The organism is Massilia hydrophila, from assembly GCF_020208145.1.
GTDB classification, from domain to species: domain Bacteria; phylum Pseudomonadota; class Gammaproteobacteria; order Burkholderiales; family Burkholderiaceae_D; genus Telluria; species Telluria hydrophila.
In genome coordinates, this window is the sequence record NZ_JAHYBX010000006.1 from 20,210 (window position 1) to 41,884 (window position 21,675).

At 64.2% G+C, this 21,675-nt stretch carries 19 protein-coding genes; 7 read left to right on the forward strand and 12 right to left on the reverse strand.

Annotated features, from left to right (window positions below; translation table 11 throughout):
• Positions 1-490 precede the first annotated feature (490 nt).
• The 6 genes from LE190_RS14875 to rpmH form a co-directional block, all read right to left on the reverse strand.
• A complete protein-coding gene (locus LE190_RS14875; RefSeq protein ID WP_225239439.1) occupies positions 491-952 on the reverse strand; it encodes a hypothetical protein in 462 nt (153 codons plus the stop codon).
• A gap of 204 nt (positions 953-1,156) precedes the next feature.
• Positions 1,157-2,533 carry a tRNA uridine-5-carboxymethylaminomethyl(34) synthesis GTPase MnmE gene (gene mnmE, locus LE190_RS14880; RefSeq protein WP_225239440.1) on the reverse strand — a complete coding sequence of 459 codons (1,377 nt, stop codon included), beginning with the start codon at positions 2,531-2,533 and terminating at the stop codon, positions 1,157-1,159.
• Between the two features lie 72 nt (positions 2,534-2,605).
• Positions 2,606-4,258, reverse strand: a complete 1,653-nt coding sequence (gene yidC, locus LE190_RS14885; RefSeq protein WP_224948072.1) for a membrane protein insertase YidC — start codon at positions 4,256-4,258, stop codon at positions 2,606-2,608.
• Positions 4,259-4,268: 10 nt separating this feature from the next.
• Entirely contained in the window at positions 4,269-4,535 is a 267-nt protein-coding gene (yidD, locus tag LE190_RS14890; protein WP_224948073.1) for a membrane protein insertion efficiency factor YidD, read from the reverse strand.
• A complete protein-coding gene (rnpA, locus tag LE190_RS14895) occupies positions 4,532-4,939 on the reverse strand; it encodes a ribonuclease P protein component (RefSeq protein WP_224948074.1) in 408 nt (135 codons plus the stop codon). Before rnpA ends, yidD begins: the two co-directional genes overlap by 4 nt.
• Before the next feature lie 29 nt (positions 4,940-4,968).
• Entirely contained in the window at positions 4,969-5,103 is a 135-nt protein-coding gene (gene rpmH, locus LE190_RS14900; RefSeq protein ID WP_040378179.1) for a 50S ribosomal protein L34, read from the reverse strand.
• 368 nt (positions 5,104-5,471) lie between these two features.
• Between rpmH and dnaA the strand changes: the two genes are divergently transcribed.
• The 3 genes from dnaA to gyrB all read left to right on the forward strand — a co-directional run bounded on the left by dnaA (position 5,472) and on the right by gyrB (position 10,803).
• Positions 5,472-6,872: a chromosomal replication initiator protein DnaA gene (gene dnaA / locus LE190_RS14905; RefSeq protein ID WP_225239441.1), complete on the forward strand. Its 1,401-nt coding sequence runs from the start codon at positions 5,472-5,474 to the stop codon at positions 6,870-6,872.
• A gap of 217 nt (positions 6,873-7,089) precedes the next feature.
• Complete coding sequence (gene dnaN, locus LE190_RS14910) at positions 7,090-8,196, forward strand: DNA polymerase III subunit beta (RefSeq protein WP_224948076.1); 1,107 nt, start codon at positions 7,090-7,092, stop codon at positions 8,194-8,196.
• Between the two features lie 105 nt (positions 8,197-8,301).
• Positions 8,302-10,803 carry a DNA topoisomerase (ATP-hydrolyzing) subunit B gene (gene gyrB / locus LE190_RS14915; RefSeq protein WP_225239442.1) on the forward strand — a complete coding sequence of 834 codons (2,502 nt, stop codon included), beginning with the start codon at positions 8,302-8,304 and terminating at the stop codon, positions 10,801-10,803.
• A gap of 88 nt (positions 10,804-10,891) precedes the next feature.
• Here gyrB and LE190_RS14920 read toward each other — a convergent pair whose 3' ends face one another.
• From LE190_RS14920 to LE190_RS14930, 3 genes are all read right to left on the reverse strand, one after another.
• A complete protein-coding gene (locus LE190_RS14920) occupies positions 10,892-11,215 on the reverse strand; it encodes a hypothetical protein (protein WP_225239443.1) in 324 nt (107 codons plus the stop codon).
• 151 nt (positions 11,216-11,366) lie between these two features.
• Complete coding sequence (locus LE190_RS14925) at positions 11,367-12,653, reverse strand: MFS transporter (protein ID WP_225239444.1); 1,287 nt, start codon at positions 12,651-12,653, stop codon at positions 11,367-11,369.
• 174 nt (positions 12,654-12,827) lie between these two features.
• Positions 12,828-13,919, reverse strand: coding sequence for an NHL domain-containing protein (locus LE190_RS14930; RefSeq protein ID WP_225239445.1), 1,092 nt, complete (start codon positions 13,917-13,919; stop codon positions 12,828-12,830).
• Positions 13,920-14,110: 191 nt separating this feature from the next.
• Between LE190_RS14930 and LE190_RS14935 the strand changes: the two genes are divergently transcribed.
• A complete protein-coding gene (locus LE190_RS14935; protein WP_225239446.1) occupies positions 14,111-15,232 on the forward strand; it encodes a serine hydrolase domain-containing protein in 1,122 nt (373 codons plus the stop codon).
• Here the strand turns inward: LE190_RS14935 and LE190_RS14940 are convergent.
• Together LE190_RS14940 and infA are read right to left on the reverse strand one after the other, a co-directional pair.
• Positions 15,222-16,874, reverse strand: coding sequence for an ATP-binding domain-containing protein (locus LE190_RS14940; RefSeq protein WP_225239447.1), 1,653 nt, complete (start codon positions 16,872-16,874; stop codon positions 15,222-15,224). The genes LE190_RS14935 and LE190_RS14940 overlap by 11 nt on opposite strands.
• A gap of 137 nt (positions 16,875-17,011) precedes the next feature.
• Entirely contained in the window at positions 17,012-17,275 is a 264-nt protein-coding gene (gene infA, locus LE190_RS14945; protein WP_224948081.1) for a translation initiation factor IF-1, read from the reverse strand.
• Positions 17,276-17,968: 693 nt separating this feature from the next.
• Between infA and leuA the strand changes: the two genes are divergently transcribed.
• From leuA to LE190_RS14960, 3 genes are all read left to right on the forward strand, one after another.
• A complete protein-coding gene (gene leuA / locus LE190_RS14950; RefSeq protein WP_225239597.1) occupies positions 17,969-19,663 on the forward strand; it encodes a 2-isopropylmalate synthase in 1,695 nt (564 codons plus the stop codon).
• 118 nt (positions 19,664-19,781) lie between these two features.
• Entirely contained in the window at positions 19,782-20,411 is a 630-nt protein-coding gene (locus LE190_RS14955) for an HAD-IA family hydrolase (RefSeq protein ID WP_225239448.1), read from the forward strand.
• Between the two features lie 162 nt (positions 20,412-20,573).
• On the forward strand, positions 20,574-21,002 hold the full coding sequence (locus LE190_RS14960) for a hypothetical protein (protein ID WP_225239449.1): 429 nt from the start codon (positions 20,574-20,576) through the stop codon (positions 21,000-21,002).
• A gap of 19 nt (positions 21,003-21,021) precedes the next feature.
• On the opposite strand, the gene LE190_RS14965 is transcribed toward LE190_RS14960, so the two are convergent.
• Complete coding sequence (locus LE190_RS14965; RefSeq protein ID WP_225239450.1) at positions 21,022-21,630, reverse strand: undecaprenyl-diphosphatase; 609 nt, start codon at positions 21,628-21,630, stop codon at positions 21,022-21,024.
• Positions 21,631-21,675 lie beyond the last annotated feature (45 nt).

Consider the following 21,675-nt stretch of genomic DNA (forward strand, 5'->3'; position numbering starts at 1 on the left):
CTGGAATCGGTCCGCGGTCCTTAAAGCAAGAATACTCTGGCATTTGATAATGCGGAAGTCCTGTTGTCGCCTTGAACTTGCCTGAACCATTCCATGTCAGTATCTGCACATCAAATTCCATATCCGTTATCACAAAAGTTCCTCTAATGGTGAGTTCACCAAACGGACTGCCCATGTTAAATTGAGCAACCATCCAAGCTAAGAACATGAACTGCAGGAATACATGTATTAAACCATCGTCTCCCTGCTCGTTGCTGGATAACTATGATCGTACAAGCTGATAAGGATGGAGACGATTTTGGTCAGTCATAACGCAGGAGGAACGTCGTTACGGTAACAATACCAGCAAGCGGTATTTATTAATCGACCTGGACCGTTGCAAGACTTTATAAAGCTAAACGCAGGGTGCGGATCGCTTCCTTTGCGATACAGAAGAGGCCAATTGTCCGGTCGAAGTAGACAACCTAGCGCGGCTACTGCCGCGATGGGCTCACGATAGCCTGGCGTCGGCGGAGGAATTGTCCGGCGCTCGGGTTTTGAAGCTAACGCCGCAGCTCATGCACACCCACGACTGCTCCCAGCACCAGTAAGCCGCCTCGTACCGGGCGAACGCGCGCTTTGCCAACAGCAGCCGCCAGACAAGGTAGAGCGTCCAGAGCACGACAAAAAAACACCCCATGCCCCACCACAAGCTGGCGGTCGCCTTGCCGAGCTGGATGCCGGCGCAGACCGACAGGACGATGCCAATGCTGCCAAGGACAAATCCGACGTCCGGCTCATGCGGCGGGCTGCAGCGCGCGGCCAGTGCGGTCTGCGAGAAGTGCTCGGCCGTGTAGCTTGCCTTGTCGCGCGGATGGTCGGATGATCCTTCCGAACTGCCGCGCGACGTGCCTTCTTCGTAGACAATGCTGAACTTGCGTACTTGTTCTGTTGAGCAGACGGGACAATGCATAAGCGGCTCCTGAACATCGTGACGGCGTCGGCGCCGAACGATGGCGCGCGAGGCAGGGCAGACACCGCGGCCGCCAGCAGATCGGACAATAGGCCGCGCCATGGTGGAGCGGATTCGCCGACTGTAGCCATCAAGTTCAAAGTTGCCATGGGAAAAGCGCAAGCTTTTGCCAGGTTTTGACGTGTGGACCGGCCTACGTCTACCCTACTTCCCGATACAGAAGCGGCTGAAGATCACGCCGAGCAGATCATCCGGCGTGAACTGCCCCGTGATGCTCGACAGCTGGTCCTGCGCCAGTCGCAGTTCCTCGGCGAACAGGTCGAGCGACTGGTCGTCCTGCATCGCATGCTGGCGCGCCAGTTCCAGGTGCTCGCGTGCGGCGCGCAGGGCGATCAGGTGGCGTTCGCGCGCCAGGTAGAGCGACTCGCCGGTCTGCTGCCAGCCGGCGATGCGCAACAGTTCCGCACGCAGCAGGTCGATGCCGAGCTTCTCGTTGGCCGACAGGTACAGGTGGGTGGCGTCGGCGGCCGCGTCGATCGAGGCCTTGTGGCCGGACAGGTCGATCTTGTTCCAGATGCGCAGCACCGGCACGCCCTGCGGGAAGGCGCGCACGATCTCCTCGTCGGCCGCGCTCGGACCCAGGCTGGCGTCGAGCAGGTGCAGGATCACGTCGGCCTTGCCGACTTCACCCCAGGTGCGCTCGATGCCGATACGCTCCACGACGTCCATGCCTTCATCGGTGCGGATGCCGGCGGTGTCGATAATGTTGAGCGGGATGCCCTCGATCTGGATGGTCTCGGTGACCTTGTCGCGGGTGGTGCCGGCGATCGGGGTGACGATCGCGACCTCGGCGCCGGCCAGGGCATTGAGCAGCGACGACTTGCCCACGTTCGGCTGGCCCACCAGCACCACGTTCAGGCCTTCGCGCAGCAGCGCGCCCTGGGCGGCCTGGCGGAACACGTGTTCCAGCGATTCGATGATGATGGCCAGCTGGCCGCGCGCGTTCGATTTTTCCAGGAAGTCGATTTCCTCTTCCGGGAAGTCGAGCGTGGCCTCGACCAGCATGCGCAGGTTGATGGTCTGGTCGACCAGCTTGTGCACCACCTGCGAGAACGCGCCCGACAGCGACTGCGAGGCGGACTTCGCCGCCGCCTCGGTGGAAGCATCGATCAGGTCGGCCACCGCCTCGGCCTGGGCCAGGTCGAGCTTGTCGTTCAGGAAGGCGCGGCGCGTGAACTCGCCCGGTTCGGCCAGGCGCAGGCCGGACTCGCCGCCCGCTTCCAGCACGCGCGCGAGCAGCATCTGCAGCACCACCGGGCCGCCGTGGCCCTGCAGTTCGAGCACGTCTTCTCCGGTATAGGAATGCGGTCCCTTGAAGTACAAGGCCAGGCCTTCGTCGATCACCTCGCCGCCGGCGTTCTTGAATGGAAGGTAGGTAGCGTGGCGCGGGGCCAGCCGGGTACCGGGGAACAGGGCATCGATCAGCGGGGCGAGCGATTTGCCGGAGGCGCGCACGACGCCGATGCCGCCGCGGCCGGGAGCGGTGGCGATGGCGGCGATGGGGGAGGTGTCGAGTTTCATGGGGGGATTGTAAGGGATACGGGGCAAAGAAAAAGCCCGCGCGAGCGCGGGCTTCGATGGCGAGGCGAAGGCTTACTTGGCGGCGCCGGTCTCGAACTTCTTGGTGATGACCCACTGCTGGGCGATCGACAGGATGTTGTTGACCACCCAATACAGCACCAGGCCCGACGGGAAGAAGAAGAAGATCACCGAGAATGCCAGCGGCATGAACAGCATCATCTTCGCCTGCACCGGATCAGCCGGCTGCGGGTTCAGCTTGGTGGTGATGAACATCGACACCGCGTAGATGATCGGCAGGATGAAGAACGGGTCCGGCTGGGTCAGGTCGGTAATCCAGCCCACCCACGGCGCGCCGCGCATCTCCACCGACGACTGCAGCACCCAGTACAGAGCGAAGAAGACCGGCATCTGCACCAGGATCGGCAGGCAACCGCCCAGCGGGTTGATCTTCTCGGTCTTGTACAGCTCCATGGTGGCCTGCTGCATCTTCTGCGGGTCGTTCTTGTAGCGCTCGCGGATCGCCTGCATCTTCGGCGTCACCACGCGCATCTTGGCCATGCTGCGGTAGCCGGCGGCCGATAGCGGGAAAAAGGCCAGCTTGATCAGGACGGTCAGCGCGACGATGGTCCAGCCCCAGTTGCCCAGCAGGGCGTGCAGATGGTCCATCACCCAGAAGATCGGCTTGGCGATGATGGTCAGCATGCCGTAGTCCTTCACCAGCTCCAGGCCCGGGGTGATGGTTTCCAGGGTCTTCTCGTCCTGCGGACCCGAGTACAGGCGGCTGTCGGTCGAGACGGTGGCGCCCGGCGCCACGTTGCCGAGCGGCTGCACGGTGCCGATCGCATACAGGTTGGTGGCGATCTTCTTGGTGTAGATGTCGCGCTGCGCCTTGTCGGCCGGGATGAAGGCCGAGACGAAGAAGTGCTGCGAAATCGCGACCCAGCCATTGTTGGCCTTGGCCGAATGCTCGGCATTGCCCTTCTCGATGTCTTCGAAGCTCAGCTTCTGGTATTTGTCTTCGGCGGTGTACAGGGTCGGGCCGGTGTAGCTCGACATGAACCAGGAATCGTTGGCCGGCTTGTTGCCGTCGTGCTGCAGCTGCAGGTAGAGCGAAGGCTGGACTGGCGCGGCGGACAGGTTGGTCACGTCATGGCGCAGGCCGATGGTGTAGTCGCCCTTCTTGAAGGTGAAGGTCTTGGTCAGGCGCACGCCGCCCTGCTCCGCATCCAGCACCAGCTGCACGTTGCCATTGGCGTCGCGCGTCGGCGCGCCGCCGCGGACGGTGAACGGGGTCTGGTGGTTCGGCAGCACCCCGGCCGGGGTCTGGCCGATCAGGCCGGTCTGGCCGAGGTAGGTGTTCTTGCCGCCTACGTCGAACAGGACCTTGTTCTTGTTCTTGTCGATTTCGTCGGCGAACTTCAGCAGTTCGAGGCGCTTGATGACGCCGCCGAGGGTGTCGATGTCGACCTTGACCACGTCGGTGGCGATGGTGACGCGCTGGCTGGCCGGCGCGGCTGCGGGCGCGGCGGCGCCAGGCACGGCGCCCGCGCCCTGCTGGGCGGCGGCCGGTACGTCGTTCGGCTTGGCTTGCTGCGCCACCTGGGCCGCTGGCGGCGCGGGCGAGAACAGCGACTGTTTGCCGTTAGCCACCATCCAATTGTTCCAGAGAACAATCAGGGAAATGGCGAACACGATCCACAGGACGGTACGTTTATTGAGTTCCATTGGAGTCTAGTCAGGAGTGGTTACAACCGCGAGCGGCTGGTGGAGATGGCTGGTCCTTGTCCTTCGGCGCCGGCACGAAGTCGACGCCGCCCGGATTCCAGGGATGGCAGCGGCACACGCGGCGCGCGGCCAGCAGCGAGCCCCTGGCAGCGCCATGGACGCGCAGGGCTTCGATCGCATAATTGGAACAGGTCGGGTAGAAACGGCATTTCTGCCCGAGCAGCGGGGACAGCAGCAGCTGGTAGCCGCGAAGGAACCAGACCAGCAGCGTCTTCATGGCGTCGGGGGTACCGGCGGCGGCGCGGCGCGGCGCGCACGCTGGGAAGCGAACAGGCGCGTGAGCTCGGCGTGCAGCGCGGCCTTCAGGCTGCGCGTGGTAGCCGGGCCGTCCTTGCCGTTGACCGGACGCGCCAGGCGCACGATGCAATCGACAGGCAGCAAGCCGCTGGTGCGGAAGACTTCGCGCGTGACGCGCTTGATCGTGTTGCGGGTGACCGCGCGCGGCGCGAAACGCTTGGCCGCAACGACGCCCAGCCGCGCATGCGGCAACGAATTGGGTCGGGTATAGAGCACGAAATGCGCGGATTTTTGCGTCGGCCGCAAACGAAAAACGGATGAAAACTCATCCGTTTTAACGATACGCCGAACGCGCGCGAAGTCGTGCGAACCTTCGCCTGTCATGCCGACCGCGTCGATCAGGTGTCTAAAACTTAGACAGCCAGACGCTTGCGGCCCTTGGCGCGGCGAGCGTTCAGGACTTGGCGGCCACCACGGGTAGCCATACGTGCGCGGAAGCCGTGCGTACGCTTGCGACGGACGACGGAAGGTTGGTAAGTACGTTTCATGGTGGTCTCGCTTAAAGCAAAAGTAAGTGCAAAATCGGGTCTGACGTCGTGTCAGGATTCGTCGCCAATGACAGTTCGCAGATGGTTAAGCCAGCGTCACGCCACAGGGGATACTCGTTTTCGCCCGGACAACCTGGTGCCGACACTGTCGACTTGATATGGCGCACGGACGGGGAACCCTGAATTAGACACGATTTACGGTCCAGCTGTCAAGAATGCCGTTGTTTCCCGGCCTTTTACCGATGGGTTCTCCGCACTGCCCGCGAATCGCGCAGCATAGTGGTTCTCGTTGAAAATAGTGGGTGCAACCTGTGGATAACTTCGCCCGAGACAGGTAAAATAGCGTGTTACGTATCAACTAGCGAAGTATGGAAAACTTTTGGCAGACCTGTTCCGCGCAGCTGGAACTCGAGCTGACGCCGCAGCAATATAGTGCGTGGATCAAATCGCTTGTCGTGCTCGACTACGAGGACGGCAAGCTGCGCATCGCGGCGCCGAACCGCTTCAAACTCGACTGGGTCAAGACGCAGTTCGCCAAGCGCATCACCGAGCTCGCCTGCCAGTACTGGGAAGCGCCGGTGGAAGTGCAGTTCGTGCTCGACCCGAAGAACAATCCGGCCAAGAAGCCGGCCGGTCCTGCATCGGCTGGCGCTGCCGACGGCAATGCCGCACCCAACTTCAATGCGCCGCGCCAGCCGGAAGCGCCGACCCAGGGCAACGTCAACATCGCCAATTCGCCCAAGCGCGAGCAGAGCCGCATCAACACGGACCTTACTTTCGAGAGCTTCGTGACCGGTAAGGCCAACCAGCTGGCGCGCGCCGCCGCGATCCAGGTCGCCAACAACCCGGGCGTCTCGTACAACCCGCTGTTCTTCTATGGCGGCGTCGGCCTCGGTAAGACCCACCTGATCCATGCGATCGGCAACCAGGTCATGGCCGACAACCCGAACGCGCGCATCCGCTACATCCACGCCGAGCAGTACGTGCGCGACGTCGTTACCGCCTATCAGCGCAAGGGCTTCGACGACTTCAAGCACTACTACCACTCGCTCGACATGCTGCTGATCGACGATATCCAGTTCTTCGGTGGTAAAAGCCGTACGCAGGAAGAGTTCTTCTATGCCTTCGAGGCGCTGATCGCGGCCAAGAAGCAGATCATCATCACCTCGGATACCTATCCGAAGGAGATCACCGGCATGGACGACCGCCTGATCTCGCGCTTCGACTCCGGCCTGACGGTGGCGATCGAGCCGCCGGAGCTGGAAATGCGCGTGGCGATCCTGCTGAAAAAAGCGCAGTCCGAAAACGTGACCCTGTCGGACGACGTGGCGTTCTTCGTGGCCAAGCACCTGCGCTCGAACGTGCGCGAACTGGAAGGGGCGCTGCGCAAGATCCTGGCTTACTCGCGCTTCCACGGCAAGGACATCACCATCGACGTGGTGAAGGAAGCCCTCAAGGATCTGCTGTCGGTGCAGAACCGCCAGATCTCGGTGGAGAACATCCAGAAGACGGTGGCGGACTTCTTCAACATCAAGGTCGCGGACATGTATTCGAAGCGCCGGCCGGCGAATATCGCCCGCCCGCGCCAGATCGCGATGTACCTGGCCAAGGAATTGACGCAAAAGAGCCTGCCGGAGATCGGCGAGCTGTTCGGCGGCCGTGATCACACCACCGTCTTGCACGCGGTGCGCAAGATCGCCCAGGACCGCCAGAAGAATGCCGAGTGCAACCACGAGCTGCATGTGCTGGAACAAACGCTGAAGGGCTGATTGAGGATTTTCGTAGGGTGGGCGGGTTCTCCCGCCCACGCGGTGATCGCTACAGGGCGATATGCCGCGACATTGCCGGCGATAGTTGACCGCGTGGGCGCAGTCCAGGCCACTGGCCTGAACTACCCCGCCACGCTACGAGAATTGTGTTTGCCAAGAGCAATTGGCAAAATAGAGCGATAGCAATAAATAAATTAATACTTAACTGAGGATATCTATGCAACTGGTCAAATCCACCCGAGACACGCTTCTCCGGCCACTGCAGATCGTGAGCGGTATTGTCGAGCGTCGGCACACCATGCCGATTCTGGCCAATATCCTCATTCGCAAGAATGGCGCCAGCGTTTCCTTCCTCTCGACCGACACCGAAGTGCAGATCACGACCCACGCCGACATTGGCGCCGGCGACGACGTGACCGGCACCACGGTGGCGGCGCGCAAGCTGCTGGACATCCTGCGCGCGCTGCCGGAATCGGGCGACGTCACCATGACCCTGCAGAACAAGCGCCTGGCCGTCCAGAGCGGCAAGTCGCGCTTTGCCCTGCAGACCCTGGCGGCCGAGGAGTTCCCGACCGTCTCCGTGGCCGACAGCTACAACGCCTCCGTCACCCTGCCGCAAAAAACGCTGAAGCACCTGTTCAACATGGTGCACTTCGCGATGGCCCAGCAGGACATCCGCTACTACCTGAACGGCCTGCTCCTGGTGCTGGACGGTAACAACATCATCGCCGTGGCCACCGACGGCCACCGCCTGGCCTTCTGCCAGGTGGCCGCCGAGCAGTCCTTCGAGCGCCAGGAAGTGATCATCCCGCGCAAGACCATCATCGAACTGCAGCGCCTGCTGGAAGAAAGCGACGAGGAAGTGCGCCTGGATATCGCCGCCTCGCAGGTCAAGCTGAGCTTTGCCGACATCGAGCTGGTATCGAAGCTGGTCGAGGGCAAGTTCCCTGACTACACCCGCGTGATCCCGAAGGGTTACAAGAACGAGTTCACGATCGGCCGCGATGAACTGCTGCGTTCGCTGCAGCGCGCCGCGATCATGACCAGCGACAAGTTCAAGGGCGTACGCTGCATCATCGAGCCGGGCGTGATGAAGATCAGCTCGACCAATGCCGACCAGGAAGAAGCAGTCGAGGAACTCGAGATCGACTACGGTGGCGACACCATCGACATCGGTTTCAACGTCACCTACCTGCTCGACGTGCTGAACAACCTGAAGTGCGACCAGGTGAACATCGCGCTGGGCGATTCGAACTCGTCGGCGCTGATCTCGATTCCCGACAATGGCGACTTCAAGTATGTCGTCATGCCGATGCGTATTTGATTCGTGCTTAGCTAGGTAGAGCACTCCCCGCCGCACCGGCCCAGGCCAGCGCGGCGGCACAGGCTGGCAACAGCCCTGGATTACCCGTTTTATAGAAAGCAGTCCATGTCCGAGAATACCCAACCAGAAATGACCCCCGCCCCCAAGGCGGATGAATACGGCGCGTCCTCGATCCAGATCCTGGAAGGCCTGGAAGCGGTGCGCAAGCGTCCGGGCATGTACATTGGCGACACCTCGGACGGCACCGGCCTGCACCACCTGGTGTTCGAGGTGCTCGACAACTCGATCGACGAGGCGCTGGCCGGCTACTGCACCGAGATCCACGTCACGATCCACTCGGACAACTCGATCTCGATCACCGACAACGGCCGCGGCATCCCGACCGGCGTCAAGATGGACGACAAGCACGAGCCAAAGCGCTCGGCGACCGAAATCGCCCTGACCGAACTGCACGCTGGCGGCAAGTTCAACCAGAACTCCTATAAAGTGTCGGGCGGCCTGCACGGCGTGGGCGTGTCCTGCGTGAACGCGCTGTCCAAGCTGCTGCGCGTGACCGTGCGCCAGAAGGGCAAGGTCCACCAGCTGGAATTCTCGCGCGGTGTTCCGATCGACCGCCTGATCGAGGTGGTGGACGGCGTGGAAGTGTCTCCAATGAAGGTCATCGGCGAGACCGACAAGCGCGGCACCGAGGTCCACTTCTGGGCCGACGAGGAAATCTTCACCACCGTCGAGTTCCACTACGAGATCCTGAGCAAGCGTATCCGCGAACTCTCCTTCCTGAACAACGGCGTCAACATCAAGCTGAGCGATCACCGCACCGGCAAGGAAGAAGTCTTCGCCTTCGAAGGCGGCACCCGCGGTTTCGTCGAGTACATCAACAAGGCCAAATCGGTCTTGCACCCGACCGTGTTCCAGGCCACCGGCGAACGCGTGTCGGAACAGGGCACCAACATCTCGGTGGACGTGTCGATGCAGTGGAACGACGCCTACAACGAGCAGGTGCTGTGCTTCACCAACAACATCCCGCAGCGCGACGGCGGCACCCACCTGACCGGCCTGCGCGCGGCGATGACGCGCGTGATCAACAAGTACATCGACGAGAACGACTTCGCCAAGAAGGCCAAGGTCGAGATCTCGGGCGACGACATGCGCGAGGGCCTCACCTGCGTGCTGTCGGTGAAGGTACCGGAGCCGAAGTTCTCCTCGCAGACCAAGGACAAGCTGGTGTCGTCCGAAGTGCGCGGCCCGGTCGAAGAGATCGTGGCCAAGACCCTGACCGACTTCCTGATGGAGAAGCCGAACGACGCCAAGATCATCTGCGGCAAGATCGTGGAAGCGGCGCGTGCCCGCGAAGCCGCGCGCAAGGCGCGCGACCTGACCCGCCGCAAGGGCATCATGGACGGCCTTGGCCTGTCCTCGAAACTGGCGGACTGCCAGGAACGCGACCCGGCGCTGGCCGAACTGTACATCGTCGAGGGTGACTCGGCAGGCGGCTCGGCCAAGCAGGGCCGCGACCGCAAGTTCCAGGCCATCCTGCCGCTGCGCGGCAAGGTGCTGAACGTGGAAAAGGCGCGTTTCGAGAAGATGCTGTCGTCCGAGCAGATCACCACCCTGATCGCGACCCTCGGCACCTCGATCGGCCCGGACGAATTCAATGTCGACAAGCTGCGCTACCACCGCATCATCATCATGACCGACGCGGACGTCGACGGCGCCCACATCCGTACCCTACTGCTGACGCTGTTCTACCGCCAGATGCCGCAACTGGTGGAACGCGGCCACATCTACATCGCCCAGCCGCCGCTGTACAAGGTGAAGGCCGGCCGCGACGAGCGCTACCTGAAGGACGATGTCGAGGAAGCGAGCTACATGATGTCGGTGGCGCTGAACAACGCGTCCCTGATCCCGCGCGACGGCGCCGAGCCGATCACCGGCGAGGCCCTGGGCGAGCTGGTGCGCCAGTACAACCTGTCGAACGCCATCATGATGCGCCTGACCCGCGTGATCGACCGCGCCGCGCTGACCGCGATCACGGGCGGCGTCACGCTGGACATGAGCACGCTGGAAAAAGCCGAGGCATCGGCCAAGGCGATGGAAACGGCGATCAAGGACCCGGCGGTGAAAGTGGTGGTGCGTTCGGACGAACTGTCCGAGAAGCACGCGCTGCGCATCGAACGCATGCGCCACGGTAACGTGAACGTCACCTCGATCGACGCCGATTTCGTGCAGAGCAACGACTACGCCGTGCTGGCCAACGCGGCCGCCACCTTCCAGGACCTGATCGGCGAAGGCGCCATCATGCGCCGCGGCGAAGGCGAGAAGATGAAGGAATTCGCGGTGCGCGGCTTCCACGAGGCCATGATCTGGCTGCGTGACGAAGCGGAACGTGGCGTGAGCAAGCAGCGTTACAAGGGTCTGGGCGAGATGAATCCGGAACAGCTGTGGGAAACGACGATGGACCCGACCGTGCGCAGGCTGCTGAAGGTGCAGATCGAGGACGCGATTGCGGCGGACCAGATCTTTACCACGCTGATGGGGGATGAGGTGGAGCCGCGTCGTAACTTCATCGAGACCAATGCGCTGCAGGCGGGGAATATCGACGTCTGATCTACTTCCTGTTCATAAAGAAATGGCCTCTTGCGAGGCCATTTCTTTATCCAGCGTAGTCAAGGGCAAGCGCGAGATCGCTTCTGACTTAAAGCGGGGCCTTTCGCGCTGGCGCCTCGATCTTCTCGTCAAACTCATTCAGGCGCTTCAATACGGCCTCGTTCCTCGCGTACTTGCGCTTCAATTTTTCGAGTTTCTTATCGGTTCCCGTGCAGAGTTTGCGAATCTCGCGCTCGATTTCTCTCATTCGCTTCTTATCGGGCGGGTCGGGAAACTCTTCGCGGAAATGGTCACAAGCCTCGCGCCCGTCCACATACCTGGTTACGTCGGAAGGAAGCTGCGATTCTGCAGCGAATGCCGTTCCCAGACCGAAGTAGAGTACACACAGCGTCGCAGGCATCATGAGATGCATTTCATTCTCCGTATCTGACCAATGGGATCGCGATTGAACAAGACGAGAGTATTAGAAGGTGGGCTTGTATGGAGCGCTTTGCGCTAGAGCACGATAACGCGCGAGGTCGTCGACATGCAGAAGCAGCCCAAGTCCCCCTGGGCATACGACGTTAATCCTGTTCGGGAATTGGGCGAAGTACCAGGAATTGATAGGACATCGCACCCAGGAAGGCAATCCCGGCCCCGGTCAGCAAGGCTGGCACGAAAGACCAGCTCTGGGCGATATAGCCGGTGAAAATCGGCGCCAATGCCCCGCCAATGAATCCTCCGAAGTTCTGGATCGCGCCCAGCGAAGCCACGCGGCTGCGCGGCGCCACGGCGGTCGCGAGCGACCAGGAGCAGGCCGATGCCGCGTTGGCCAGGAAGATCACCACCGAGATACAGGCAATCGCTGCGGTATTGCTTTCCACCAGCGCGGCCGGAATGGTGAACGCGACCATGCCCAGCATGGCCAGCACCACGGCCGTCCGGCGCCCGGCGACCGCCGAGGATGCCCGGCGTGTGATCCGGTCTGACGCCCAGCCGGCCACCAGCGCGCCGGCGAAGCCGCACACGAAGGGAATCGTGGCCGCCACGCCGACATAGGCGACATCCATGTGGCGCTCGGTGCGCAGGTAGCCAGGCAGCCAGGTCAGGAAAACCCAGTTCAGGTAGACCGAGCCGAAGAATCCGAGCAGCATGCCCCAGGTGGCACGCTGCCGGAACAGGGCGCGCCAGGACGCGAAGCCCGCCTTCGGCGCGGCTTCCAGCGACTGCCCTTCGTCCAGGTAGGCCTTTTCATCTTCAGTCAATTGTTCGCGCACGGGATCGCGGTAGAGACTGACCCAGACCACGGCGGCGACGATGCCGAGCGCCCCGGTAACAAAGAAGGCCCAGTGCCAGCTGGTCGCGGCGATCAGGGGCGACAGGCACAGGGGTGCCAGCGCGAAACCAAGCGGCGAGGCAGAGTTATAGATGCCGGTTGGCGTACCGCGCGCCTTGAGCGGAAACCAGTTGCTCACGACCCGTGCGGCGGCCGGAAATTGCGGCGCTTCGCCGATCCCGAGCACGATCCGGGCGAGCACGAACCAGCCGAAACTAGACACCAATCCACCGGCGGCCTGCGCCAGCGACCATAGCACCAGGCCTGCGCCGAGCAGCCAGCGCGGCCCGATCTTGTCGACCAGCGCACCTACCGGCAGCTGGCAGAGCGCATAACTCCACGAGAACGCGGACAGCAGCAAGCCCATCTGGCCAAGCGACAGGCCCAAGTCTGCGCGGATGAACTCGTTGGCGACGGCGAGGGTGGCACGGTCCAGGTAATTGATGACGCCGGTGACGACCAGGAGCACGAGGGCCAGGGTTTGACGACGACGGATGCGTGGAGGGGTGGCTGCAAGGCCGGAGGTAGCGATCATCCCGAGATCGTACCAAATCGGTGTTAATACCGGGAAAGATATTCCTGCCGCTCGCTGTTGGCGGTGCATCGCGCAGTCCCGGGTGATGGCAAGAACGCCCTCAGCTCCTGGTCATGCTGTCGTGCTGCCGCCACGCATCCGCTCTGGCGCTCGCCCACCTCGAGCGAAGCCGGCTTATGGCAGGATGATCTTTACCACGGCCTGGCCCGAGGTGACGTACAAAACGCCCTTGCCATCCGTCGCAATGCCACGCACGCCCGCCAGGCTGGCTGGCAGTGCACCCGGCGTCAGAACCTGCGAGCCGCGCTTGCCGGCCACCGTGCTGACTACACCCTGCGGGCTGATCTTGCGCACCAGGTTGTTGCCATTGTCGGCTGCATAGGCGTTCTCCTGCGGATCGACCGCCAACGCCACCACCGAACCGAAACTGGCGGCCCCGGCAGCGCCATCGGCCGAGCCAGTGACGTTGGGCGTGCCCGCCAGCCGCGCCAGCAGGTTGACGTTGCCGGTCCTGCTGATCGTCTTGTTCAGGTCATACACGAAGACGTGGCTCTGGGGGCCGAGGGCGATGCCACGCGGCTCCAGGGAGCGGGGACCGAACAGGTTGTCCATCGTGTACACGCCTTCCATGATGCCGGTCGTGCTGCCGCTCTGGTAGCGGGTGCTGTAGCTGTTGGTCATGAACAGGTTGCCCTGCGGGTCGACCGCGATCGCGCCCGGGTACACGGCATCCATGCTGCGGCCGTCGACGTTGTTCCCGACCGCCATGGTCGTGGCGGTGCCCACCTGCCCGCTGCTGCTGTTCACGCTGCGGATGCGTAGCTGGTCGGTCACGTACAAGCTGCCATTGGTGGGGTGGATGGCGATCGCGACCGGATCCGTGAAGCGCGCACTGGCGCCGGTGCCGTCCGCGAACCCTGCTCCGGCACCCGCCGACCCGGCCAGGGTGGTGACCACGCCCGCCGGCGTGATCTTGCGGATGGTCCGGTTGCCGCGGTCGACCACGTACAGGTTGCCCGCCGCATCGATGGCGATGCCGCTCGGGTTATTGAAACGCGCGGCGGCGCCGGTCGCATCCACGCTGCCTGTCTCGGTGGCGCTGCCGGCGACGATGCTCAAGGCCTGTACCGGCGGGCGGTCATCGTCGTCATCGTCCTTGTCCCTGGGCGGGTGGTCGCCGCAGGCCGCCAGCAGCACCATCAGCACCGATGCACCCAACAGTTTCAGGCGCTGGCGCGCGCCTCCCGCGACATCCCACGTGTTCATGTGTTCTCCCTGGTATGGATGGGAAAATGCTAGCACGGGTTCGCCGCCTGTCTGTCCGGATTGTGTCATCGCGCGCCTGAATCGCCAGTTCAGCCATGCTTTCGACAATCTCATCGGATTGCTCATGCCAGAAGGAAACTGGTGTGTTTCAATAGGCTGACTTCCGGCTACCTGCATTCGCCACCAAACTCATGATGACACCGCGCCTGCTTGCACGCTTGACTGCTTCCTGGCTGGTCCTGGTCATCGGGGCGATACCGGCCGCCGCATTGGGCGCACCCGGGCCCGTGCCTCCCTGCGACCATGGCCACATCGCCGCGGCCGGCTTCGTCCCACGATCCCTGTGCCAGGTGCTGGACGCGCCGCTACGCGACGGCGCCAACCTGCATGCCATCGTCATCCTGCGCCATGGCGCGCCCGTGGCCGAACGCTATTACAGCGGCAAGGACCGCACGATCTGGATGCCGTTCGCGCGCACCGTGCAGTTCGATGCGGCCACGCGCCACGACATCCGCTCGATCAGCAAGTCGGTGACCAGCCTGCTATGGGGCATCGCCCAGGGCGAAGGGCGCACGCCGCCGCTCGACACGCCGGTGCTCGGCCTGTACCCGGAGCTGGCCGACCTGAAGACGCAGGGCCGCGACACCGTCACGCTGCGCCAGCTGTTCACCATGACCAGCGGCCTTGAGTGGGAAGAGCCGGTCCGCTACGGCATGCGCAACGATGAAACCGGCCTGTACTGGCGCAGTTCGCAGGCGCGCTACCTGTTTGCCCGGCCGATGGGGGCGGCGGGGCGCTTCAACTACAACGGTGGCGGCACCGCGGTGCTGGCCGAGGTACTGGCGCGGCGGGTCGGCATGCCCCTGCCCGAGTACGCCCGCAGCCGGCTGTTCGCACCGCTCGGCATTACCGACTGGGAATGGCAAGCCGACCTGCGCGGCCGTCCGATGGCCTTTGCCGGATTGCGCCTGCGTCCGCGCGACCTGGCGACGATCGGCCAGCTGGTGCTGCAGGGCGGCCAGTGGCAGGGCCGGCAGCTCGTGCCGGCGGCGTGGATTGCCGAATCGCTGCAGCCGCGCGTGGAGACCGGCGACGGCCTGCGCTACGGCTACCAGTGGTGGAGCGGAACGGTCGAGGCGGCGGGTGGCGCGCACCACTGGCATGCGGCGTTCGGCAACGGCGGCCAGCGCCTGTTCATCGTCCCCTCGCTGGCGCTGGTGGTGGTGGTCACGGCCGGCGGCTACGACGATGCGGCCAGTGGACGGCATGCGAGCAGCGTGTTCCGGGCGCTGGCCGGCGCCGTCACGCGCTAGCGTCCGCGCCCCCGCTCATCCGGTCGAGGAACTGCACCGAGGCGCGCTCGCTCATCACCAGCACCAGTTTCAGGCGCGCGCGCGTCATGCCCACGAACAGCTTGCGCAGCGTGAGCTCGTCCATGTCCTCGAAGTCGATCTCGGTGAAGATCAGCGCCGGCGCCGACTGGCCCTTGAAGCGGTACACGGATTCGGCCAGCAGCCCGCCCTCGCGGAACACCGGGTTGCCGAACAGGTCATAGGCGCCGGTGAAGGAACGCAGCGTGTGAGCATCGTTCAGCTTGTCCAGCTTGAGGATGGCGGATTTCTCGCGTCCACGGAAGGAGCAGATCGCGATGTCCTGGCGTCCGAAGCCGGCTGCCAGGCACAGGGTCACGGCGCGCCGGGTCTGGGAAAGCATGGCGTCGACGTCACCTTCCGGATAGGTCAGCTCTTCGATGTCGGCGCCCTTGAACGGACTACCCGCTTCCACCGGCTGGCTCACCGCGCCGATCGAGCCCAGCATCTGCACCACCTCGCGCGGGCTGCGGTAGTTGGTGTTCGAATGCAGCACCACCCAGCCGGGCAGCGGCACCATGGGCTTGCCGTACAGGTTCTGGTCCGGGTCTTCCAGCCACATGGCGCGCCCGCCTTCCTTGAGCATGCGCAGCACGATATCGCGCCAGGCGCCCGAAAAATCCTGGCCCTCGTCGACGATGACGACGTCGTACTGCCAGGTCTCGGGCAGTGCCGCCGAGGCCAGGCCGCCTTCGATCTCGTCCCACACCGTGGGCGAGCCGTAGTCCGGGGTCTTGCCCTGGGCCCGCAGCCAGGCGTCGCACAGTTCGTGGAAGTTGGCGACGCGCCCGCCGGCCGGCACCAGGCGCTCGATGTGGTCGGCCAGCGGACGGTTGAAGCAGACATAGAGCGGGCGCAGGCCGGCGTCGATGGCGGCGCTGTATTCGGCCAGCGCCAGCTGGGTCTTGCCGCTGCCGGCGGTGCCCATCACGCGCAGCCGGAAGGGCGAGAATTCCAGGCGCCGGGCCCAGGTGGCCAGGCCGCCCGACAGGCGCGTGACCATGCTGGTAGCGCAGCCGATCATCGAGCTCGGGTCCGGGCGCAGGCTGAGGGTGTCGCCGAGGTAGCGCGTGACCCGGTCGAAGTCCTCGGTACGCGGGGTGATGGGCAGGATTTCGCGGATGGTCGCGCCCAGCCGGCCCTTGGTGGTGGCGTCGATGATGTGGCTGGGGTCGATGCCGGCCTGCTGCGGGTCCTTGACGATGTAGTCCGGGCAGTACAGCAGGTAGTCGATCGACAGTTCGCCCTGGTAGCGGCGCGAGAAGCCTTCGATGGTGTGCAGGATCTGGTGGCGGATCCTGCGCGGCTTGCCCTGGTAGTTCTTCACCAGCCCGTCGCGGGTCTCGTTGAGAAAGCCGGCGATCTGCTCGATCAGGAGCAGGCGGCCGTTTGGCGCGACGATGATGAAGTCGATGTCGCCATAGGCCGAGAAGCCGTGCTCGACATTGGTCCAGTGCACGCCGTGGTAGATCTCGTAGGGCGTGTCGGACAGGCGCTTCTCGAGCAGGGTCAGGGTTTCGATTTCACGGGCGGCGGAACCGGTGACGGACATCTCGCGCCAGCCGGCAGGGTGGATATGGGCCATGGATCGTCGCTCACCTGTTTTTAGGGTAGCAACATTGTAAAGCCGATCATGCTTGTTGCCAGCACCGTTGAACGACGCAGGCGCCCATGCGCGCTTCCAAGGGAAGCGCAGGCCTGCGTTGCACAGGCCGCGCAGGGTCAGCGGCGGCGCGGCGCCGGACGCGGGCCCGTTGGGCCACGGTTTTCGATATGGCGGAAAGTGATGCGACCCTTGTTCAGGTCGTATGGCGACATCTCGAGCGTGACACGGTCGCCCGCCAGGATGCGGATGTGGTTCTTCTTCATGCGGCCCGAGGTGTAGGCGATCAGCTGGTGACCATTGTCCAGGTTGACGCGAAAACGCATTTCGGGAAGGATTTCGGACACCAGTCCGTTCATTTCGATCAGTTCTTCTTTGGCCATGCTAGCTCTCCTAAAGCTGGGTGACGGCCCGCGCGGCGCGCAGGCTGATAACACGTTAAAACGTCGGTCGCACCGCGCTGTCGTCGTGACGGCCTGGCGGCATTGATACTGATGCTGGCCTGACCGCGGCCAGGGTGGAGAAAAAGAAGCGCGCGCCTGCTGCGGGGATGGCGGGTGCGGAGGCTTGGGCGGCGGCGTATCAAACCTGAGGATACGGAGCCGGGAGAAAGTCGAGCACACTGCGTCGACGACAGCCACCAGTATACCACCGATGGCAATGCGTTGCAGAAAGGGCCGCCGTTTGCGCATTGCACCAATTTTTTGCTTGACACTGCATCTTTCATCTTTTAGAGTGAATCGCATGTCTTTCCACCTGCATCTGTCGACTTCCCTACCTGCCGCCGGCGCGCTATCGCTGGCAGGCCTGCTACTACCGGCCTGATTCCGCCCGTACGTACCGGCGCTCCCGCCGGCCCCAAGCAGCCAGGAAAGTCGTACCGATGTCCCAGTTTTCCATCTCCTCCCTGTCGTTCTCCATCACCAGCACCGTGCTGGCGCTCGGCGCACGCGCACAGTTCCGCCTCCTGCTAAAGCTAGCGACCGGTTGCCGGGCCTAGCGTTTCGTGGCCCGTCCGGCAGCCCGCCGCCACACTTCCGCCCTCACCGGCCCGTCGTGTCACCCAGGAGCAAACGATCATGCACAAGCAACCCGCCGCCAAATACCGTCCCTTCCCCGCCGTCCAGCTCGCCGATCGCCAATGGCCCGGCCGTAGCATCACCCGCCCGCCGATCTGGATGAGCACCGACCTGCGCGACGGTAACCAGGCCCTGATCGAGCCGATGAGCCCGGAGAAGAAGCTGCGCTTCTTCGAGATGCTGGTGAAAATCGGCGTCAAGGAAATCGAAGTCGGTTTCCCGTCGGCCTCGCAGACCGACTTCGATTTCGTGCGCATGCTGGTCGAGGAGAACCGGATCCCGGATGACGTCAGCATCATCGTGCTGACCCAGGCCCGCGAAGAGCTGATCCGCCGCACCGTGGAAGCGGCGGCCGGCGCGAAGCAGGCCATCGTCCACATCTACAATTCGGTGGCGCCGGTATTTCGCCGCGTGGTGTTCGGCATGGAACAGGACGAGATCGTGCAGATCGCCGTCACGGGTACCCAGCTGGTCAAGGACCTGGTGGCGCAGCACCCGGAAACGCGCTGGGGCCTCGAATACTCGCCCGAGTCCTTTTCCACCACCGAGCTCGATTTCTCGAAACGCATCGTGGACGCCGTCAGCGCCGTCTGGCAACCGACGCCGGACAACAAGATGATCGTCAACCTGCCGTCCACGGTGGAAGCGAGCACGCCCAACGTGTACGCCGACCAGATCGAGTGGATGTGCCGCCACCTGGAACGGCGCGCATCGCTCATCGTCAGCGTGCACCCGCACAACGACCGCGGCACCGCGGTGGCGGCGGCCGAGCTGGCCGTGATGGCCGGCGCCGACCGTGTCGAGGGCTGCCTGTTCGGCAATGGCGAACGCACCGGCAACGTCGACCTGGTGACCCTGGCCCTGAACCTCTACACCCAGGGCGTGCATCCGGGCCTGGACTTTTCCGACATCGACGCGGTGCGCCAGGTAGTGGAGGAATGCAACCAGCTGCCGGTGCACCCGCGCCATCCGTATGCGGGCGACCTGGTGTTCACCGCCTTCTCGGGCTCGCACCAGGACGCCATCAAGAAGGGCTTCGCGGTGCAGAAGGCGGATGCGATCTGGGAAGTCCCCTACCTGCCGATCGATCCGGCCGACCTGGGTCGCAGCTACGACGCCGTCATCCGCGTCAACAGCCAGTCCGGCAAGGGCGGCATGGCCTACCTGCTGGCGCAGGAGTACGGCCTGGAGCTGCCGCGCCGCCTGCAGATCGAATTCTCGCGCGTGGTGCAGCACATGGCCGACGCCACCGGGCGCGAAGTGGCCGCGGCCGACATCCACGCCCTGTTCTCGCGCGAATACCTGGAGCAGGTCTCGCCCTGGCAGTACGTGGCGCACCGCATGGTCGAAGACAGCGCGCACGGCGTGCAGATCGAACTGAGCGTTGCCCAGCAAGGCGTGCCGCAGCTGCGCCAGGGCAGCGGCAACGGTCCGATCGACGCCTTCGTGAACGCGCTCGGCCTGGACATCCGCGTGATGGACTACCACGAGCACGCGATCGGCCACGGCGCCGACGCGCGCGCCGCCTGCTACGTCGAGCTGCGCGTGGGCAGCGGCCCGACCCTGTTCGGGGTCGGCATCGACAGCAACATCGTGACCGCCTCCTTCCGCGCCGTGCTGTCGGCGGTGAACCGGCATGTGGCGATGACCGGGACCGCGGACGAAACGGTGGCGGCGCCAATGGCGGCCTGAAGCATGTGATCGCGCCAGGCGCCCATGCCAAGGCGCCGTTCGCGAGCCAGCTGTCGCGATCGGCGGCGGCACGACTTGCCGGAGACTATAATCGGCGCACCACCACTCGCCTTTCGCCATGTCCTACCGCCTCGCCATCTTCGACTTCGACGGCACGCTGGCCGACTCCTTCCCCTTCTTCGTCAGCGTGTTCAACCAGATCGCGGACCGGCATGGCTTTCGCCGCGTGAGCGCCGAGCAGGCCCAGGCCTTGCGCCACCACGACTCCCGCACGATCATGCGCCAGGTCGGCATGCCGGCCTGGAAGCTGCCGCTGGCCTCGCGCAGCTTCATCGGCCTGATGCGCGAGAATACCGCGTCCATCCCGCTGTTCGAGGGCGTCGACGAGGTGCTGCAGGCGCTCGACGGTGCGGGGGTGCGGCTGGCGATCGTCTCGTCGAATTCGGAACAGAACGTGCGCCTGGTGCTGGGTCCGCAACTGAGCGCCCTGTTCGGACACTACGAATGCGGCATGTCGGTATTCGGCAAGGCCACGCGCATCCGCAAGGTGGTCGAGCGCGCCGCGGTGCCGCCCGCGCATGCGCTGTACGTGGGCGACCAGGCCATGGATGCGGAAGCGGCGCGCAAGGCCGGGGTGGCCTTCGGCGCGGTCAGCTGGGGCTATGCGCCGATCGAGGCGCTGCGGCGCGCCGGTCCGCAGCGCGAGTTCGGCACGCCGGCCGACCTGCTGCAGATCGCGCGCCCGTGAACGGAACCAGCCCTTCGCTCACGACTCCTTGAGCGCATCGATGTCCTTGCAGGCCAGCGGGATCCCGGTCCTGCGGTTGCGTGCGTCCGATGGCGCTTCTATACTCCGCCCCTATACTCCTTGAAGCGATGCACCCACGCATCATTTAACGACGGAACCCCCATGCGCACGCCTTCCTTCCTCTTCATTGCGCCGCTTGCCACGCTGCTGGCCGGCTGCGTCAACGATACGGCCAGCTATCGGATCGCGGGCAGCGACCATTCGCTTACCCTACGCGTGGTGCAGGATGCTTTCTGGAGCAAGCAAGCCTCGCTGCGCCTGACCGCCACCCGGCTGCCGGAGTGCCAGCGCCAGTTCGCGCTGGGCGAAGTCGCACTGGCGGGAATGGAGGTCGAGCTGTTCGAGAGCGGCCCGAATGTATATACGCTGCGCGCGGGCGAAGACGCCTGGCAGGTGGAAACCGCCAGTTGCAGCGAGCGGGATGCGCCGGAGGCGGACGCCGTGGGCGGCCAGGCGCTGGGCGTGTTCCACCTCGACGCGCAGGGCAAGCTGGTGTTCGAGGCGGCAGGGACGGCTTCGGCGGAAACCTGAGAAAGCGCCGAGGTCCCGCTCAGGGCCGCAGCCAGCCGCGCCCGATCGGCGCCGCCAGCACCCGGCGGTATAGCTGTTCGGTCAGTGGCAGCAGCTGGGCGCAGGCGGCGCGCAGCGCCGGCGTCCCGGCCAGCAGCGCCATCGCCGCCGACATCGCCAGCGCGCCCGCCATGTCCTTCGGCCAGTGCACGCCCAGGTAGACGCGCGACCAGGCCACCACCAGCGCCAGCGGCAACAACAGCCAGCCGGTACGGCGCGCCGCCGGCACCCTGCTGAACGCCAGCACCAGGGCCACCGAGAAGATGCTGGTCGCATGGTCGCTCGGGAAAGAACTGTCGGCGGCGTGCAGCAGGAAGGTGTGGCCGACCTCGAGCACGAAGGGACGCGGGCTGTACCACAGCTGGCCGATCAGGTTGTTGAGCGCGAGCGCGCACATGGCCGCGACAAAGGCGCGCAGCGCGACCTCGCGCACCGGTCCGCCGCCCGCCAGCCACAGCACCACCAGGGACAGGGGTACCAGGTAGATCAGCCACTCGGCGGCGAACATGGCGCCCAGCAGTGGCCAACCGTCCAGGCCGGCAGGTGCATTCAGGACAGCAAACAGGATGAGGTTGAGGTGCTCGACCATGGCGCAGGTTGGCGTGGATCGCCAGATAATGAATATTTAGCAATA